Below are 19,005 nucleotides of genomic sequence, written 5' to 3'. Positions count from 1 at the left end.
GCTTTTGTGACTTTTGTGGTTAATTTTTTATCTCCCGCAGATTGAACAGATCCTGTAGATTTATATGCCAGATAAAAAATCTCTGATTTTTTTAAGAAACTTAAGTGTCCTTTTCGCAGTAGCAATTTCATCTTAATTAAGCTAAAGTGTTAGAAGGCTTTTGTGAGTTTTGTGGTTAATTTTTTATCTCCCGCAGATTGAACAGATCCCGCAGATTTATATGCCAGTTAAAAAATCTTTGATTCTTTTAAGAAACTTAGGTGTACTTTTTCGCAGCATGCATTTCATCTTAACTAGACTTAAGTGTTAAAAAACTTTTGTGACTTTTGTGGTTAGATTTTTCAGGTTTCCGCATATGCTTACGTATAATTTTAATAAACTTTAAGACCGCTTCGGAACAGAAATTGGATTAACACAAGTACCTAATCACTTAAATTTTATTATTATGGACACGAATAGATTTAAATCCTCACACGATTTCAGTAATATTCAGAAAAATCTGCATAATAATCCAGGATACCACGCAGAAAGCTACAGCCAGCAGGTGAAGGATTATATGAATGATATGAAAAATAAGAATCAGGAAGCAACCAAACAGGGATTTATGGCACATGCACAGAAATCCGCAAAAGAAGTTTGGGAAGAGATCCAGGAAATGGCATCTGAAGCCTGGGACAAAAATCAGAATGAACCTCAATAATTTTTTTAATATTAAAGTTCAGGAACCTCACTTTTTAAACAGGAGTGAGGTTTTTATTTAAGTTGAAAACTAAATTAAAATATCTATGAAAGTATTTATCAATAAAAGAATTCCTGAAATTGGAATCCATATGCTGGAAGAAGCGGGAATGGAAGTTTTTATTCCCGACCACGAGAACCTGTCGCATGAAGAATGGCTGATCCATTGTCAGAATCATGATGCGGTCTTAAGTGTGGGAGGAGAATTCAGATATGACCGAGATTTTTTTGAACAGTGTCCTGATCTGAAAACAATTGCCCTGTATTCCGTAGGTTTTGACCATGTGGATACTAAGGAAGCAACCCGTAGAAATATCCCGGTTGGAAATACACCGGATGTGCTCAGCAAAGCTACCTCTGATGTGGCTTTCCTGCTGATGCAGTCTGTGGCCAGAAGGGCAAGCTATAATTTTCAGAAAGTGAAGGATGGCCATTGGGGAGACTTTGATCCGCTTCATGCTCTGGGACAGGAACTGTATGGAAAAACGCTGGGAATATTGGGTCTGGGAAGGATTGGTTTTGAAATGGCGAAAAAATCCCAAAAGGCTTTTGATATGAATATTATTTATCACAACCGCCATCATAATGAAGAGGCCGAAAATGAATTGGGAGCAGTTTATGTTTCTTTTGAGGAATTAATTACACAATCCGATGTTCTGAGCATCCATGCCAACTTCAGTCCTGAACAGAAAGATCTTTTCAATGCGTCTGTTTTTGAAAAAATGAAACCTGAATCTATTTTTATCAACACGGCACGGGGCGGTTTCCAGAATGAAAAAGATCTTTATGAAGCCCTTGTTTCCAAACAAATCTGGGGAGCCGGTTTAGACGTCACCCAGCCGGAACCTATGTCAAAAGAGAGCCCTCTGCTGGAGCTCTCCAATGTTTGTGTGCTTCCGCATATTGGTTCTGCAACCATTGAAGCCAGGACCGGAATGGCAAAAATTGCTGCTGAAAATATCATTGCTTTTTCCAGGGGTGAAAAAATTCCGTATTGTGTGAATCCTGAAGTATATCAATGATTTACAGATTTCTGTTGATCTTTTCAGTCCATCCGTCACTCCAGCTTATATTGACTGCCTGAAATTGATTGCCGGACTGGTTGATGAACCCTTCACTCCATATCTCATCTGGTTTAAGATTACAATAAGTCTATGAATAACAACAGCTATTTTTACAAGCCTGAGCTAAATGTAAAGAATAATTCTGTCAGGGAAAATCGGAAGGTTGGAATTATTTTTGTTCTGTATCTACAAACCCCAAATACAGAATATCATGATACCGGAAGACAATACCAATGAACAAAACAGAAAACTGGAACAGATGGATTACAATCCAAACGAAGATATTTTCAATAAGGAAGAGCATATTCCGTTGGATGGTGACGGAAATCCCATCTTTAATGAGGATGAAGACGATGACAAGATTGATAAAGGGCTTGACATACCCGGTACAGAAGAAGATGATGACATGGAAGAAATTGGCTCCGAAGATGAAGAAAATAACTACTGGAGCCTCAGTGATAATGATGATGACCATGAAGAGGAAAATGATGATGTATTAACTTAAAGATTAAATCGCCAACAAATAATAACCTTACTGATTTTCAGCGAGGTTTTTTATTTTTAGCTGTCCATTCGTTTTCCGGGAATAAATTCCCCTCCTGTGGAGGGGTGGACTCGACTGAAAGGAGAAGACAGTGTGGTTATAAATAAAAACGCAAACAATGAAATATCTGGAGTCATTGGGACTGTGTATTTTCAGAACAACTGATTTTGATATAAAAAATAATATCGCGGTGGTAATGAAAGATCTGGAAGATTTTATTATTCAGCATTTTGGAACCATCCTATCTTCCAGAATTCCCTGAATTTTGAAATCCAACCCTCCATCGGAAGGAATCCGCACTCATCATATAAATTCTGGCAACCTCTGTTTCTACTGCAGCAAATCAGCAAATCTGGCTTTTTGCTCTTTTGCCTTCCCACCCCTTGTCTATTTTTCCTAATTTGAATATCTTTAAAACTTCAAACATTCATTCTAAACATTGAATATTAAATAGCAGTATGACATTTCAAGAACAGATACAGCAGGGGATTCCCAATCAGCTGCCACAGCCTAAACCGTACGAAACCCAGATCAACCATGCACCGAAGCGTAAAGAAATATTAGGGGAAGAAGAGAAAAAGCTTGCCCTGAAAAATGCATTGCGTTATTTTGATCCTCAATTCCATGCAGAGTTGTTGCCTGAATTTAAGGGAGAGCTGGAGAAATATGGAAGGATTTATATGTACCGTTTCCGCCCGGATTATGAAATGAAGGCAAGAGGAATTGAAGAATATCCCGGAAAATCTGAGCAGGCTAAAGCAATTATGCTGATGATCCAGAATAACCTGGATTATGCGGTAGCACAGCATCCTCACGAGCTTATCACGTATGGAGGTAACGGAGCGGTTTTCTCGAACTGGGCCCAGTATCTGCTGACCATGAAATACCTGTCTGAAATGACGGACGAACAGACACTAACCATGTATTCAGGGCATCCGATGGGGTTATTTCCATCCCACAAAGATGCGCCGAGAGTGGTGGTAACTAACGGAATGATGATTCCCAATTATTCCAAACCGGATGACTGGGAAAAATTCAATGCATTAGGGGTTACCCAGTACGGGCAGATGACGGCGGGAAGTTATATGTATATAGGGCCGCAGGGAATTGTTCACGGAACAACAATCACCGTTCTGAATGCTTTCAGAAAGATCAATAAAGAACCAAAAGGCGGACTTTTTGTAACTTCAGGACTGGGTGGCATGAGCGGTGCTCAGCCAAAAGCCGGAAATATTGCAGGTTGTGTCACTGTCTGTGCAGAAGTGAACCCGAAGATCACGAAAATCCGTCATGATCAAAAGTGGGTAAATGAGATTCACGAAGATCTGGATCAATTGGTGGAAAGGGTGAAAACTGCCCAGGAAAACAAAGAAACGATTTCCTTGGCTTATTTCGGAAACATCGTTGAAGTTTGGGAAAAATTTGATCAGAGCAATTTAAAAATAGATATCGGATCAGATCAGACGTCGCTTCACAATCCGTGGGCGGGGGGATATTATCCGGCTGGACAGACTTTTGAGGAATCCAATGCCATGATGGCGGAAAACCCGGATTTATTCAAGGAAAAAGTTCAGGAAACTTTAAGAAGACACGCCGCAGCAATCAATAAACATACACAGAAAGGAACCTATTTCTTTGATTATGGGAATGCCTTTTTACTGGAAGCTTCAAGGGCGGGAGCGGATGTAATGGCAGAAAATCCAAGCTTGGGAAGAGAATTCAGGTATCCGAGCTATGTTCAGGATATTATGGGGCCTATGTGCTTCGATTATGGTTTCGGGCCGTTCCGTTGGGTATGTGCCAGCGGGAAACCGGAAGACCTGCAGAAAACGGATGATATCGCGTGTCGTGTATTAGAAGAAATGATTAAAAATTCTCCGGAAGAGATCCAGCAACAGATGAAAGACAATATCCAGTGGATCAAAGGGGCACAGGAGAACAAGCTGGTAGTAGGTTCACAGGCGAGAATCCTGTATGCAGATGCAGAAGGAAGAATGAAGATTGCAGAAGCGTTCAATAATGCCATTAAAAATGGTGAAATAGGACCTGTGGTTTTAGGAAGGGATCATCATGATGTTTCAGGAACGGATTCTCCTTACCGCGAAACTTCCAATATCTATGACGGTTCAAGATTTACGGCGGATATGGCCATCCACAACGTGATTGGCGACAGTTTCCGCGGTGCTACATGGGTTTCTATCCACAATGGCGGAGGAGTAGGCTGGGGCGAAGTAATTAACGGTGGTTTCGGAATGCTGCTTGACGGTAGCGCAGATGCCGACAGAAGATTAAAATCTATGCTGTTCTGGGATGTGAACAACGGAATTTCAAGAAGAAGCTGGGCCAGAAATGAAGGTGCTGTTTTTGCCATTAAAAGAGCCATGGAAGCAGAACCGAATCTGAAAGTGACGCTTCCGAATTTTGTGGATGAAAGTCTTTTTTAATTTGAAAATTTGAAAATGAATTAATTTGAGAATTATTCATTGTAGATATAATAAAACCTGCCGGGAGGCAGGTTTTTATTCCTTTTTCTATAAGATCCAGGGAAATTTTTAACGCTTCAATTCCGTTGGTAAGCAGGTTTTATATTTAGGATTTATTTAATTCAATATTTTTCGCTTGTAAACCTCTTGGTGAATTAAAAATATCAAAATTGATTAACGTACCAGGAATTATCTGATTTTGCGGAATATTTTTCAATTCAGTGTAATGAACAAATACATCGTCATCTGTATTATCACTTTGAATAAAGCCAAATCCTTTTGTAAAATTATAATATGTTATTTTACCACTCTTTTTCATTATGCCAATAGTTGGAATTAATTCTTCAGTAAATGCTCTAGTTAAGTGTGCCTGTCTACTTAATACTTTAGTGTTTTTTATAGAAATTTGTAATTTACTTTCAAGTTCTTTAAAAATTTTTAGCGCTTCTTCACGATTCCATAATGCTCGCATAATGATTCCACAATATTTTTCAATGTCTTTACCTCCATTAATATTTTTTGGAATTTTGGTACCAGCTATCTTTATTCTAAACATAAGTAATAAATGATATTTAAACTTTTTTGAAGTATAACTTAATTTATTTTCCCTAAAGAATTCGTCTAAAACGTTTAGAGCTAATCCACTAGTGTAATATGGATAAAGTGAATGATTTTCTTGAAATAATCTATTACTGTATGAATTAAGTAATTCCCCAAAATATCTTAAAGTACTTTGCGGCTCATTTAAAAACATAGCAATATATGAAGCTATTTGTGTAGAAAGCCCAATGATCCTTTCATTTTTAGCTTTAATTCCAAAATATTGGCGGGATCTTCTCTCATAATATAAGCGTTTATTATCTTCTTTTTCAAATGTTAAATAAAATTCTTCCAATTTTTTATGAAATGGTTTTAATATTTCGAAAGCTTCATTTTTAACTTCTGTTTGACTATTTGTTGCACGTATAATTTCATTTATAGTATCATCATGATCAGTCACAATTAGTTTTAAAGAAACATAAATATTTGAAGTAATTTTATCTTTTAAGTGATGTAATACATGTGATGTTTGGCAACCATTTACAATTTGAAACTCGGTTATTTTAAAAGCTGTTCCAACCTTATTTAAACTTCTAGCAACTATTGTAATTCCATTATTTAATAGCAAAAACTTATCGTTATCTTCTCGAATTTGAATCGTTTTTTTTATTTCACTATTAACTTTGTTAAAGCCTTGGAAATCTCTTACATTATCATAGAATATTGTTTTAATAATTTCATCATCTTCATCACAAATTATTTTGATAAGTTCTTCAATAGGTAAAATACCTAAATAAGATTCTTTTACATTTTCTATTTTAGGCAAAATAGTATGCTTTTCAAATATTATTTCTTTAGTAATTTTATTTTTTATTTCTCGATAAAGAGATTTCATTTTTTCTGCATCTACTGGTATAAATTTAATATCTGAAAATAGATCTAATTCTTTCAAATCTTTAATGCCGGAAGCTATAATTGTTTTTAAATTCTGGTCATCTAACCATTTGCCAGTTGTTGCATAATATAATTTAATAGATGGACTTTTATCCATCTTAATACTGTTTTTATAAATGTAATTTTTTAAATCTCTAAGGTTTAGTAGATCATCCTCAAAATTTAGTTCCCCATCTCTGAAAAATTCTTTTACTGATGCAATAAATGTAGCAATACCAGATAGTTCAAATGATTCTGATGTCTTTGCTTGTATGAAATTAAATTCTACTTCCAATAAATCAGCATCTTGAATGAAATAATCAACTTCTTCTTGTGATGTGACTAAATGATTATTTGTCATTATTGCTAAACCATCTATTCCTGGATTTCTTGTTCCTCCAACATTGATTTTTTCTAGTGATGATCTGTCAGGATAAATTTTCGAAATCAAAGCATAATTAACAAAATGTTCAAAAATTTTATCCTTGTGTAAAGCTTCATAGTTAAATTCTTCTTTAAAATTTTCAATGTAACTTTCAATAATTCTGTCCATGTTTATAGTTTTTATATTCTTAAATATATTAATATTATCAGAAAAATGTAATTTTATTTTAGGTCTTTAAATATAAAAAAATAAAATTACTCACACTTACGGGAATCCGTAATATAAAAACTTCTGTTTATAACCCAACCAGCTACTCTGAAGCTTTGCAGCAACATTAAAATAATCCTCTGCTGCCCTCCATTCATTTAAAACAAATCTGTTTTTAACCTCCGTACACTTCCGCAAGTCTCCCACAACTTGCAGGAGCCCTCCGTAGCCCTCCAGAGATTTATTTTAATCCTATTTGCTACATTACAACTTTTTTATATATTTAGTTTCTAAACCAAAAACACAAACAAATGAAAATTTCACTCACCAAGCTGAGTACCAGAGACCTTGCGACTCTGGCTCAGAGAACGATTTCTAATGCCCAATCGGGAAAATATCCTGTGATTTCCAACCATCCTCTTGTAGCTTCCTTGAAGGCTTCTTATACAGAGTATGATAAGGTGTATGCCAAACAGATCTATAGCGGAAAGGGAAAAGATGTGGCGGCTTTGGACCGGGAAAGGGATATTGCGTACAGCAGCCTGAAAGCTTTTCTGAACGGCTACAGGAAGCTGCCTACAGCGGCCAATTATCAGCTGGCAGTAGATCTTTACGAAATATTCAAGACTTTTGGGCTGGATCTGGACCGCTTAAGCTATTCCTCACAAACGGCACAAATGAAGAAGCTGGTAGAAACCCTGGAAATTTCGGATAACAGACAAAAAATAGCGAATCTCTCTCTGGATGTAGCCTATGAAGAAATGAAGGCAAAGCAGGAAGCTTTTGAAATGTTGTTTGCAGAGCAGGCTAAGGCCAATGGTGATCTGCGGCAGATGTCCAGCGCTTCAGCAATACGAAGGGATCTGGAAAAAGATCTTAAGTCTTACATCAATCTGGTGACGGCTATGAAGGATGTTCCGGAATGGGAGCTTTTGTATGCGGATAGCAATGAGGTAGTAAAGGCTGCCAAGAATTCTTCCATTGAAAAGAAAAATGATCAGGAAAAGATATAAGAAAGAACTCAGCAGCACGCTGAGTTTTTTTATATAGACCTGTTTTTTGTTGGTATACGCAATGGCGCAAGGTTTTTTAGGCTGTGTGAATATGTAAGGCGCAAGAAAATCGAAGATTTTCGGCAGGGGTGGGAGGTAAAGGTAGGTGATGAGATTGCTTCATCGCTTCGCTCTTCGCAATGACGGGCGATGTTTTCTGAATCTTTAAGAAAATTTAAGCTGTTAAGAATAGTAAGCATCCAGCTTTGCAAAAAACATCTTTGATGTTTCTTAACTTCCCTTAATCCCTTAAATTTCCTTAATGTTTCAAAAAAATAAAGCGTAGAAAATCTTTATTTCTTATATTTTTTGAGTTCTTCCTCCAGCCTTTGGTTTTCTTTTTTCAGAATTTCTATAAGCTCTCTTTGGCTTTCCAAAAGAAATTCAGGAACATTACAGTAATAATTACCATTGACATTCCCTACATCAATTGTATTGTTATTAAAATTATTGATGTTTTTAGCTTCCTCTTCTTCGTAAATTTCTTCCAAAGGAACTTCCAGAAAACCGGCAATTTTGTCCCATTCATCTTTGAAAATCTTTACATCCCCGGATTCTTTTCTGCTGTAGTTGGAAACATCTGTGGCAATAATATCTGCAATCTGCTGCTGCGTAATACCTTTTCTTTTTCTTACGCTGCGTAGTTTTTCTTTTTGCATAGCTGTATTTTGTACAAATATGCAAAATATAACTTTAAAAAAATAGAGGTTAGGATTTTTTATCAGCAATATTTAATCATTCTTTTTTGTTTAAATCAAAGAGTATTTTTTGATTTGTTGGAAATCGCAAAGACGCAAGGTTTTTTTATGCTGAGTGAATATTTAAGGCGCAAGAAAATCTAAGATTTTCAGCAAGGGATGGCGTGGTAATGGTGGATGAGATTGCTTCGTCGCTTCGTTCCTCGCAATGACGGTAGTGATTGTTAATTTTATCGAAGATAAAATCTTTACGCCTTAAAAGCCTGTTTGCTATATCATTTGCGTCTTTGCGATGTTCCAACATTCCAACAATATGATTATTTTAAAATGGTGATTCCAACCTTTTTAATAATTCCTTCATCTTTATAATAAAAGACCTCAATGAGAATTACCATACCCAAACCCTGTCACGAAAACTGGGAAACCATGAGCCCACAAGAAAAAGGAAGATTTTGTTCCGTCTGTTCAAAAACCGTCCGGGATTTTACCACAGCTTCTGATGATGAGATTATGAAATCCTTTTCTTATTCTTCAGAAGATATCTGTGGCAACTTTTATGAATCCCAACTGAACAGGAATCTGCAGTACTCTTACATCAATTCGGTTTTTATAAAATTTGCAGCAGGCTTTATACTTACCACCGGAGGTTTGGTTTCTGTTCACGCACAGCAGAATATACCAGCAGATACCTTACAGACAACAGAAATTAGCGAAATGGTACCGCCGGAATTAGTAGGTAAGAAAAGTCAAAAGACGATGCTTGGAAGCTATACCATAGTTCCCGGATCTTTGATGAATGCTAAAGAAAATAAGCCGGAAGCTCTCCCAAAAACTCAGGGAGTAAATGTTAGTCCTGTGCAGGCAGATAGTACTGGAAAGCCTGTAGCAGTGAGGATCGGAGGTGCAAAGGCAACTTTGAGAGAGGATCAGCAGCCTGTGGTTGTGGTGAATGGAAAGGTAAGTAGCCTGGAAGATCTGAGAAAGATTGATCCTGATATGATAGAAAGTATAAACATTGTAAAAAATGCAAATTCTACATTCAGTGGAAAAGCAAAAAATGGTGTAATTGTCGTTACAACTAAAAAGAAAATAAAAAAATAAAACCCCGGGCTCGGCGATCTTCGATCGCCCGAGCCCGGGGCCACATTATTCCAAAAGCAAAAGCTTATTTTTGCACCGCGGCAATTGCTGCTTCGTAGTTTGGTTCCTGTGAAATATCAGCGACCTGTTCTTCGTAAATGATTTTTCCGGAAGGATCAATCACCACAACAGCCCTGCTTAAAAGGCCTTTCATGGCAGAATCTGTGATTTCCACGCCATAGGTTTTTCCAAAATCAGAACGGAAATCTGAAAGCATCACTACATTTTTGATCCCTTCTGCACCGCAAAATCTTTTCTGCGCGAAAGGAAGATCTTTAGAGATGCAAAGAACTACCGTATTCGGGATATTTCCTGCATCTTCATTGAAATGATGGACGGAAGCCGAACAAACGCCGGTATCTACACTTGGGAAGATATTCAGGATCACATATTTTCCTTTGTAGGAATCAAGGGTTTGATCTTTCATGGCAACATCCGTAAGGGTAAATTTAGGTGCCGCTTTATTAACTGCCGGAAGTTTGGCGTAGGTATGTACAGGTTTTCCTCCCATCAACACGGTATTCTGGCCGAAAGCCAACACCGAGAAAAACAACATGGTACTGTAAATGATTTTTGATAGCATGAATTTTATTTTTAAACAAAATTATTCATTTTTTAAGTAGCTGAGATTAATTTTAATTAAAACACCCGTCAAATAGAACAAATCTATCAGCGACCTGTTTTTTTAACCATTCGTAAGCTCTACCTTTATTCTGTAATTGGTTAAGATTTACATTTAAATTATCAAAAAATATAAATTTATGGATTCAGTTAATAAGCCGGCAGTTCAGGATATCTTTAAAAGTGAAAATGAAATTCCCGAAGAATACAAAGTTCCGGAGATTCATCAGAAGGTTTATCTTCTCAACGGAGAGCTGGTAGAATGGGAAGGAGAGGTTCAGAATATTTATTCCCCGGTCTGCATTCCTACGGGAAACGGACTGGAAAGGAAACTATTGGGAAGCATTCCGAATATCGGCCCGGAAGAAGCGATGGAGGTTCTGGAAGCTTCCGTTAAAGCCTATGATAATGGTTTGGGCGAATGGCCCACGATGTCGGTAGAGGGCCGGATAAAGTGTATGCAAAAATTTGTATACCTCATGATCCAGGAACGTGATCTGGTAATCAGGCTGCTGATGTGGGAAATTGGAAAGACTTTAGCAGATTCTACCAAAGAATTCGACAGGACTGTAGATTATATCAACCAGACCATTGATGCCCTTAAGGATCTGGACAGGGAGTCTTCTCGTTTCCAGGAAGCTGAGGGAACCATTGCACAGATCAGAAGAGCACCGTTGGGGGTGGTTTTGAGCATGGGGCCATTCAATTACCCTTTGAATGAAATTTTCACCACTTTGATTCCTGCGCTGATTATGGGGAATACCATTTTATTTAAACTTCCAAAACATGGTGTTCTGGCACATTATCCTTTATTAAAGGCCTTTAAAGAAGCATTCCCGAAAGGAACGGTGAACACGCTATATGGTAAAGGTTCCGAGATTATTACCCCTATTATGGAAAGCGGAAAAGTAAATGTTCTGGCCTTCATCGGTTCCAGCAAAGTGGCAAACGGACTGAAGAAACTGCATCCTAAAGTGAACCGTCTCCGGGCTATTCTCAGTCTTGACGCTAAAAACGCAGCGATTGTCACTAAAAACGCCAACCTGGATGTGGCGGTCAGCGAATGTATTTTGGGAGCATTATCTTTTAACGGACAACGGTGTACAGCGTTGAAACTGATTTTTGTCCAGAAAGAGATTGCAGAAGTGTTCACCCAAAAACTAAGTGCCGCTGTTTCAGCTTTAAAACCAGGCCTTCCGTGGGAAAAAGATGTAAAAGTTACGCCGCTTCCGGAAGTGAACAAGCCGCCTTATCTTAAAGAATGTATTGATGATGCGCTTGCGAAAGGAGCTGAGGTTTTAAATCCAAACGGAGGATTTACAGAAGAGTCTTTTGTCTTTCCTGCGGTAGTTTATCCGGTAAACAGTGAGATGAAACTCTATCATGAAGAGCAGTTCGGTCCGGTAATTCCGGTGGTTCCGTTTGAAGATATAGAAGAACCGATTGATTATCAGGTGAATGCTTCGCATGGGATGCAGGTCAGTATTTTTAGTGAAGATCCGCAGGAAGTTTCCAGATTGATAGATCCTTTTGTGAATTTGGTAAGCCGGGTGAACATTAATTGCCAGGCTCAGCGCGGTCCGGATGTATTTCCGTTCACGGGCAGAAAAGACAGTGCAGAAGGTACGCTATCTGTTTTTGATGCCCTTCGCTCATTTTCTATCCGGTCCCTTGTTGCGGCCAAAATTACAGATTCTAATAAAAACCTATTAAATACCATCGTCAGAGAACATGATTCTAACTTTTTAAGTACAGATTATATTTTCTAAAGTCATTTTATTCATTTAACATAAAATATTAATCCTCAATAAATTTCTTTATTTTTTGAGGATTTTGTATTTTGTTGGCTGTGGAGTTTTTATTTTTGTGTTAAAAAAGTAGTATTTTAGCAAATTGCTGCTGTTCTAGTAGAGTTTGAAGCATGTCTTTAATGGAAAAAGAATTTTTAGAGAAAATTGAAAAACATAAAGGTGTTATTTTCAAGATCTCTAAAATGTATATGGACGATCGGGATGATCAGAATGATCTGTATCAGGAGATCATTTATCAGGCCTGGAAATCATACGGAGATTTCCAAAGAAGAAGTGACTTCTCAACATGGCTTTACCGGACTGCTCTGAATACAGCGATTGTATTTCTCCGGAGTGAAAAAAAACGTAGTTTTATACAAAATCATGGAATGGAAAATCTTGTGGTTCCCAATGAATCTTACAATGATGCAGATGACAGAAATATGAAACTGATGTATGAGGCCATTCACCAGCTCAGTCCTATAGACAAGGCACTTATTTTTTTCTTTTTGGAAGATTTTCCCGGCAGGGAAATCGCCCGGCAGCTAGGGATCACCGAGGTAAATGCCCGGGTAAAGATGAACCGGGCCAAGACAAAATTGAAGGAAATCATTGAAAAGCAAAAAAATAACAGGATTTAAAAACAAAACAAATGGAGCTAGAAAATTTTAAAGAACTTTGGGACAAGGATATCAGGCAGGACCTGCCTGAGATTTCTATAGAAAAACAGCGTGAAATTCATTCCCCGATGCAGATGCTGAAGATTAATATGCAGACCGAATTCTGGCTGATGGTTGTTACGCTGCCTACCATTATGATGGGCTTCCCTTTCGCATCAGGAAATACCAATATTGTGATTATTTCGGCATTTGTGGTCTTCCTAACGCTGTCTTTCATTGTGTATTTTTATTCCCGGTTTCTTAAGCTTTACAAAATGCTATTGAAAGGCAGTATCAATACAAATTATGATCTGTTTAACCTTAAAACACAACTGCTAATATCGAAAGAAATCTATATTTCCTATTACGTCTCCTATATTCCGCTTGCTTTTCTGCTGTCGCTCATCAAGATCAACTTTCACTTTGAGATGAAGTATAATCTGGCCATTTTTGCCATCAGTTTTTTAATTACGCTGATGCTGGTCTGGTTTGTGATAAAATATTGGATTTATTATATGTATGGACGTTACATCGAGGACGTAGTACACCTTGTTGATGAGCTGAACGGCCTTGAAGCAAAGCCGAAAAGGCGGCATAAAAATTCATGGTTTGTACGTACCCAAAAGTTTTTTATGAATAAATTCGGGCTTAAAGGGAATATCATCAATACCGTGATCTGGTTTGTTTCGGTATACATTTTTATCATTGTATTTTTAACATTGGTTCTTCTGCTTTTCATTATCATTGGAGCAAAACTCCATTTTATAGACATTCAGGTTCTTATCAAAGCATTGGACCGATTGAATTAGTTCTGATAACTGACAATTTTAAATACAACCCGGAAGAATTTTCTTCCGGGTTTTTTAATGAATTGAAATCTTGAAAAATCCTGTTGGACGGGATAAAGGAGAGAAAATATTGTTTTTATATAAATTTTTCCTTAAAAAGTGTAACATTATTGACTTTTTTTCTACTAACTGATAGAATATATTATGTTAGTGAGCGATTTGGCTTTAGACTAGTTCAAATTTTTAACTGACTGTTCATTTATCGGATAAGCTTATTTAAAAAGGTTATTCAATTAAAATTATTCGTACGAGCCTTGTTTTTTTTGAAACAAAGGTTGGGGTAGAACTTAAAAAAACACACAATGAGACCTGGCAGGAAATTATTTCTGTTGGGTTTTTTGTTTCTGCTATTTTAAAATTCACCTGATTATTCCCTCGTTTGCAGATAATTTATATTAAAAAGTAATTTTATTTAGATTTTTTGTAACATTTTCGTTTTTTTTCTACTAACGGGGAGATATAAAAAGAATTACTATGAAAAAAATTACTACTCTTGCCCGCGTTCTGACTTTTACTCTGGCTATCGGAATGGCTCCGGCCACTTTGGTACAGGCCCAAAACAAAGGAAGAACCGAAATTTCAGTGAAAGAACTTCCAAAGATTTCTATTTCATCCGTGATGGGAACTTTCAGCGCTGATTTTAGCCATGAAAATGTGTCTGCAGATGCCTTATTTAGTCATTTGGGTGAATGGCTAGGGACCGGGAATGACCATACGTACAAACTCCTTAAACAGAACAAAGATGAACTGGGGATTAAACATTTTGTCTATGAACATTATTATAAAGGGGTAAAAGTAATGGATGATATGGTGCTTGTTCATGAAAAAAACGGAAAAGTAACCTATGTAAATGGTGAGATTATTACAGATATTAATCTTTCACCGAACCAGCAGCCCACTTTAGGCAGGATAAGGTCTATTATTCTTTCTGATCTTAATGCTCAGGGAAAAGTAACGATTTCCACCGTAGAAGAAGTTATTTCAAAAGTAAATAACGGGCGGAAAGCAACAATGTACCATACTTCCAAAGTAGAAGCTTTGTCCATGAAACCTTTGAAAGCCTATACTTACTATATTGATAATATTTCAGGAAAGGTAGTAAAGAAAAATTCAAGAGTGCATGATGTGGACACCCCTTCTACAAGTGCAACCTATTATAAAGGAAACCAGTCTGTTACTGTTGATTCCTATAACGGACAGTTCCGCCTGAAAGACAATGCCAGAAATATACATACCATGAACGGGACCAATCTGGATGTAGATACCATAAATGGTGGAATTATTAATGTGGAAGAATATCTCAATCCCGTGGCTGATTATACCGCAGCAAATACAAAACCTCCGGTAGAAGTACATTGGGGAATGAAAAATGCCTATGATTATTATATAGCCCGCCATAACAGAAACAGCTATGATGGAAACGGTGCCAAGATAGACAATTATTACAATTTTAACTTTGGAGGACTTACCGGAGGAGCGAATGCTGCTGCCCTAGATACCCCCTTATATGGTGGAATCGTGTGTATGCTGTATGGTAACGGAACCATACTGGGAGGCTTGCTTACCCTTATGAATCCTGTGGTCGGCATTGATGTGGCAGGGCATGAATATTCCCACCTGATTATCGGAAGAAATGGTCTGGGCGGATTGAATTACGAAGCTGAATCCGGAGCGATTAATGAATCTATTGCAGATATGCTGGGAACGGCTATAGAATTTTATTCCGGAAGCAGTCCTAACTGGACCATTGGTGAAGGAATTCCTACCGCATCATTCCTGAACCCGAATCCATCCCCTTATATGAGAAGTATGTCTGATCCGAATAATGTAAACCCAGGGCCGCAGCCGGATACCTATAACGGAACCCACTGGGCAAGTACTGCCAATCCTACAGCTGATAATGACCACGGAGGGGTACATACCAATAGCGGGGTAGGAAACTATTGGTTTTATCTTCTGTCGCAGGGAGGCTCCGGAACCAATGACATAGGGAATCCTTATAATGTAACAGGAATTACGATTGAGAAAGCTGAGAAAATTATTTACAGAGCCTTAACCAATTATATGACTCCGAATACCACCTATATGGATGCCTACAATTTTACAATGCAGGCGGTAACCGATCTTTATGGTGCCACGAGTAATGAGCAGCTGCAGAATGTAAGAGCGTGGTATGCCGTAGGTATAGGAAACGGAGTATTGGCAACCAGTGAGGCTGTACGTGCACAGAATGAGTTCAGTGTATATCCAAACCCTGTAAAAGGCGGTATATTTACAATAGAAAATAATAAGAATGACAGCTCTGCGGAACTGTATGATATGACCGGAAGATTGGTTAAAGGTGCCCAGAAACTGAATAAAGGAACCAATAAGATCAATATCCAGGATGTTAAAAAAGGAGTATATCTTTTAAAAGTTTCCTCCGGCGGCGGTGCTGTTTCGTCTAAGAAAATTATCGTTGAGTAGATCTTTATATGTTTTAAATGCAGTCCGGCAGAAGTTTTTCTGCCGGATTTTTATTTTAAAAAACTTCTGTAACATTTTTTTACATTTAAAACTAACTCTATAGAGCCCAAAACTATGAAATCATTAGAGCAGGAATTTTTAGACAAGATTGAAAAGCATAAAGGAATCATCTTTAAGATTTCTAAAATGTACATGTCCGAGCAAGATGACCGCGATGATCTTTTTCAGGAAATAACGTACCAGATCTGGAAAGCCTATCCGGGCTTCAGAGGTCAGAGTGAGTTTTCAACCTGGCTGTATAGAATTGCCCTCAACACGGCTATTATTTTTCTGAAATCCGAGAAAAAAAGAAGTTTTATCTCTAATGAAGATTTTTCCGCTTACAAAATCATTCAGGAAGAATATGATCATGAAAAAGAAGAGAGATTAGCCCGGATGTACCATGCGGTGAACCAGCTGAATCCCATTGATAAAGCATTTATTTTTTATTATCTGGAAGATTTCTCAGGAAAAGAAATTGCAGACCAGATGGGGATCTCCGAAGGCAACGTACGGGTAAAAATGAACCGGGCCAAAAATAAACTGAAAGATATCTTAAACTCAAATAAATCATAATTTTAAAATCAAGACCAATGAATATAGATGAATTAAAAAATACGTGGAACGAAGACGTTTTCGAAGAAACACCCGGAATCAATATTGAACAGAGAAATAAAATCAGTCTTCCCCTGGAAAAAATACGCAAAAACATGCGTCTGGAATTTTGGTCTGTGATTGGAATTTTTGTCTTTGCATTTATTGTATGTGGATTCTGCCAGCCCTTTAAACTGCAGTTTTATATTACAGTTCTGATCGCATCCATGCTTTTCGTAACCATCTTCTTTTACAGCAAATTTTTCAGGCTTTACAAGGAGATCAGCAGTCCGGAGCTGAAAACCTTTGACTCGTTAAAAGATCTGGTGATGCAGTTTAACCTTAATAAGCAGTATTATCTTTCTTATTATCTGAGCTTTGTACCGTTCATCGTCTGCGAAATTATTATCGTAGTTGAATTTATTCCGTGGCCGCAGCCGTTCAGCGAAACGAAGATTGCTGTGATTCTGCTTAGTTCAGTAATACTGGGACTTTTTGCCTTGTATTTTCTTGGGAAATATTGGTTCTACAGGTATTACGGAAGATATATCGTCCATATAGAAGATCTTGTGAAAGAATTGAAAAAATGAGAATAAACTGTTTCGGCGGGCTTTCAGCCCGCCGAAACAGTTTATTCCTTTGCCTTCTCCCGCGCAATCTCCTGTTTCACCCATTCCAGCTGCGGATCTTTATGATCAATAATATCCTGCATTGTTTCTTTAATAGTGATATCCGGTGCCACTCCCTTTTTCGTATTCACAAAATCAATATTGGGCTGAACCAACAGCAGTCCTATCGGAAGGCTGATCTTCGAATGGGGAAGTTTCTGATAAGAATAGAATCCGGCCACTGTTCCGTCATTGGCACCACCGGTTTCCTCGCCTACCAGAATGGCACGTTTGTCATATTTCAGTTTGGCGGTGATAATCGAGGAGGCAGAAAAGCTTCCGCCGTTGATCAGCACGAATACTTTTCCCTGAAATGCATCCTTCTTAGGCTTTGTGGATTTATCCGCTTTCATTCTGTAATACACCTTCCCATCTTTTTTATACGTACTGAACGTTTGTGCAAAAAAATAAGTAGGATAGGCCAGGCTCTTAAAAGCATACTGGAATGCATTGCTTTTTCTGAAATAATTCGTCTTTAGCGGAGTAATTCTTGAAGTAAGCTGTGAAGGCTTGATCAGAACATAAGGTTCCGGTGCAAGATAAGAATACAGGTTATTGATCTCATGCAGGGACCCGCCGTAATTGTTCCGGACATCTATGATGAGATATTTAGCGCCGGCATTTTTTATTTTCTCAAAAGCATCTTTGTAAAACTTTTCCGAATAGTCCCTTGAAAAGCTTTTTACCTTGATATAAGCTGTGGTGCTGTCATTATCCAGGAACTTAAAATTCCGGTTATAGGAATTGCTGGAGGCTACATAGTCATTAATCTTCTTTTCTGCAGTGCGTTTTTCCTGTGCTTTATCTTTTTCAAGGTCATTTTTAGACTTATGCTCTCTATGTAAAGTATAAGATTTTTTTTCACCGTTATAAAGGGTTTCTATGTACGCAGTATCCTTAAATCCGTTTTCGGCAGTATAAAAATTAAAAAAAACATCCTTCAGGAAATAAGGTTGGAAAGTTGTATTATACCCGTCGCTGCTGATGAGTGCACGGTATCTTCGGATGTATCCGGAGACCGGAATATGGTTGATAGACAAAATCTCAGTTCCCGGTTTTATATGTTCTATAGAATCCTTGTTTTCAATAATGAATAACTGATCTTTTTTGATATAATACTCAAAACGGCTGAACATTCCTTTTTTGTGCTCAAGCGCTTTAATTTCCTTCTTTGTAAATTTTTTCCTTGGAATTCTGAGTGAAAGATGTCCTTCCCGGATGTCTGCTATAACAGGTTGTAATTTAAAATAAAACTGAAGCGGGGTTAACGGTTGGTCAAATGTTTTCTTAAGACTGTCAAATTTATGATCAAGCTCCTGTTTGGAAATATACCAGTAAAGTTTGGGATGCATCTGCTGAAGCTTTTGATAGGTATAATCTACATCTTCTCTAAGCTCATCCGGACCGATGCATGCAAATCTTTGCTCATTTTGTCTTTTAATAGACATGCATGAGGAAAGGGCTGCTGCCAGCAGTATGATCGAGTAATTTTTCAACGGATTTGAATTTTTTTTCAATCGGCTAAGTTAAAAAGTT

The 19,005-nt window shown here is 37.6% G+C and carries 17 protein-coding genes; 13 read left to right on the top strand and 4 right to left on the bottom strand.

Annotated features, from left to right (window positions below):
- Window positions 1-445 precede the first annotated feature (445 nt).
- The 5 genes from B7E04_RS16735 (at window position 446) to B7E04_RS16715 (ending at window position 4,790) form a co-directional block, all read left to right on the top strand.
- Window positions 446-700 (top strand): hypothetical protein, encoded by a 255-nt coding sequence (locus B7E04_RS16735; RefSeq protein ID WP_062647935.1) that lies wholly within the window; start codon window positions 446-448, stop codon window positions 698-700.
- Between the two features lie 85 nt (window positions 701-785).
- Complete coding sequence (locus B7E04_RS16730; RefSeq protein ID WP_080779639.1) at window positions 786-1,760, top strand: 2-hydroxyacid dehydrogenase; 975 nt, start codon at window positions 786-788, stop codon at window positions 1,758-1,760.
- A 253-nt stretch (window positions 1,761-2,013) separates the two neighbouring features.
- Complete coding sequence (locus B7E04_RS16725) at window positions 2,014-2,307, top strand: hypothetical protein (RefSeq protein ID WP_080779638.1); 294 nt, start codon at window positions 2,014-2,016, stop codon at window positions 2,305-2,307.
- Window positions 2,308-2,464: 157 nt separating this feature from the next.
- Window positions 2,465-2,608, top strand: a complete 144-nt coding sequence (locus B7E04_RS16720; RefSeq protein WP_185117083.1) for a hypothetical protein — start codon at window positions 2,465-2,467, stop codon at window positions 2,606-2,608.
- A 196-nt stretch (window positions 2,609-2,804) separates the two neighbouring features.
- Window positions 2,805-4,790, top strand: coding sequence for a urocanate hydratase (locus B7E04_RS16715; protein ID WP_080779637.1), 1,986 nt, complete (start codon window positions 2,805-2,807; stop codon window positions 4,788-4,790).
- A gap of 145 nt (window positions 4,791-4,935) precedes the next feature.
- Here B7E04_RS16715 and B7E04_RS16710 read toward each other — a convergent pair whose 3' ends face one another.
- Window positions 4,936-6,855, bottom strand: coding sequence for an AIPR family protein (locus B7E04_RS16710; protein WP_080779636.1), 1,920 nt, complete (start codon window positions 6,853-6,855; stop codon window positions 4,936-4,938).
- Between the two features lie 350 nt (window positions 6,856-7,205).
- Between B7E04_RS16710 and B7E04_RS16705 the strand changes: the two genes are divergently transcribed.
- Complete coding sequence (locus B7E04_RS16705; RefSeq protein WP_080779635.1) at window positions 7,206-7,907, top strand: DUF6261 family protein; 702 nt, start codon at window positions 7,206-7,208, stop codon at window positions 7,905-7,907.
- 332 nt (window positions 7,908-8,239) lie between these two features.
- On the opposite strand, the gene B7E04_RS16700 is transcribed toward B7E04_RS16705, so the two are convergent.
- Window positions 8,240-8,605 (bottom strand): helix-turn-helix domain-containing protein, encoded by a 366-nt coding sequence (locus B7E04_RS16700; RefSeq protein WP_080779634.1) that lies wholly within the window; start codon window positions 8,603-8,605, stop codon window positions 8,240-8,242.
- Between the two features lie 420 nt (window positions 8,606-9,025).
- On the opposite strand from B7E04_RS16700, the gene B7E04_RS16695 reads away from it, so the two are divergent.
- Window positions 9,026-9,745 (top strand): TonB-dependent receptor plug domain-containing protein, encoded by a 720-nt coding sequence (locus B7E04_RS16695; RefSeq protein WP_080779633.1) that lies wholly within the window; start codon window positions 9,026-9,028, stop codon window positions 9,743-9,745.
- Between the two features lie 64 nt (window positions 9,746-9,809).
- On the opposite strand, the gene tpx is transcribed toward B7E04_RS16695, so the two are convergent.
- Window positions 9,810-10,340: a thiol peroxidase gene (gene tpx / locus B7E04_RS16690; protein WP_394334777.1), complete on the bottom strand. Its 531-nt coding sequence runs from the start codon at window positions 10,338-10,340 to the stop codon at window positions 9,810-9,812.
- A gap of 205 nt (window positions 10,341-10,545) precedes the next feature.
- Here tpx and B7E04_RS16685 point away from each other — a divergent pair, with 205 nt between their 5' ends.
- The 6 genes from B7E04_RS16685 (at window position 10,546) to B7E04_RS16660 (ending at window position 17,391) form a co-directional block, all read left to right on the top strand.
- Window positions 10,546-12,174 carry an NADP-dependent glyceraldehyde-3-phosphate dehydrogenase gene (locus tag B7E04_RS16685; protein ID WP_080779631.1) on the top strand — a complete coding sequence of 543 codons (1,629 nt, stop codon included), beginning with the start codon at window positions 10,546-10,548 and terminating at the stop codon, window positions 12,172-12,174.
- Window positions 12,175-12,326: 152 nt separating this feature from the next.
- A complete protein-coding gene (locus tag B7E04_RS16680; RefSeq protein ID WP_080779630.1) occupies window positions 12,327-12,836 on the top strand; it encodes an RNA polymerase sigma factor in 510 nt (169 codons plus the stop codon).
- 11 nt (window positions 12,837-12,847) lie between these two features.
- Complete coding sequence (locus B7E04_RS16675; protein ID WP_080779629.1) at window positions 12,848-13,663, top strand: hypothetical protein; 816 nt, start codon at window positions 12,848-12,850, stop codon at window positions 13,661-13,663.
- Window positions 13,664-14,176: 513 nt separating this feature from the next.
- The gene (locus B7E04_RS16670) at window positions 14,177-16,168 is read left to right on the top strand and encodes a M4 family metallopeptidase (RefSeq protein ID WP_080779628.1); all 1,992 of its coding nucleotides are present in this window, start codon (window positions 14,177-14,179) and stop codon (window positions 16,166-16,168) included.
- A gap of 114 nt (window positions 16,169-16,282) precedes the next feature.
- Complete coding sequence (locus tag B7E04_RS16665; protein WP_080779627.1) at window positions 16,283-16,783, top strand: RNA polymerase sigma factor; 501 nt, start codon at window positions 16,283-16,285, stop codon at window positions 16,781-16,783.
- A 17-nt stretch (window positions 16,784-16,800) separates the two neighbouring features.
- Window positions 16,801-17,391, top strand: coding sequence for a hypothetical protein (locus B7E04_RS16660; RefSeq protein ID WP_080779626.1), 591 nt, complete (start codon window positions 16,801-16,803; stop codon window positions 17,389-17,391).
- Between the two features lie 41 nt (window positions 17,392-17,432).
- Here the strand turns inward: B7E04_RS16660 and B7E04_RS16655 are convergent, their stop codons facing one another.
- Window positions 17,433-18,986, bottom strand: a complete 1,554-nt coding sequence (locus tag B7E04_RS16655) for a S41 family peptidase (protein WP_228439974.1) — start codon at window positions 18,984-18,986, stop codon at window positions 17,433-17,435.
- Between the last annotated feature and the right edge of the window lie 19 nt (window positions 18,987-19,005).

The organism is Chryseobacterium phocaeense, from assembly GCF_900169075.1.
Lineage (GTDB): Bacteria > Bacteroidota > Bacteroidia > Flavobacteriales > Weeksellaceae > Chryseobacterium > Chryseobacterium phocaeense.
The sequence above is the reverse complement of the archived record's forward strand: the minus strand, read 5'-3'. Positions and strand labels throughout refer to the sequence as shown.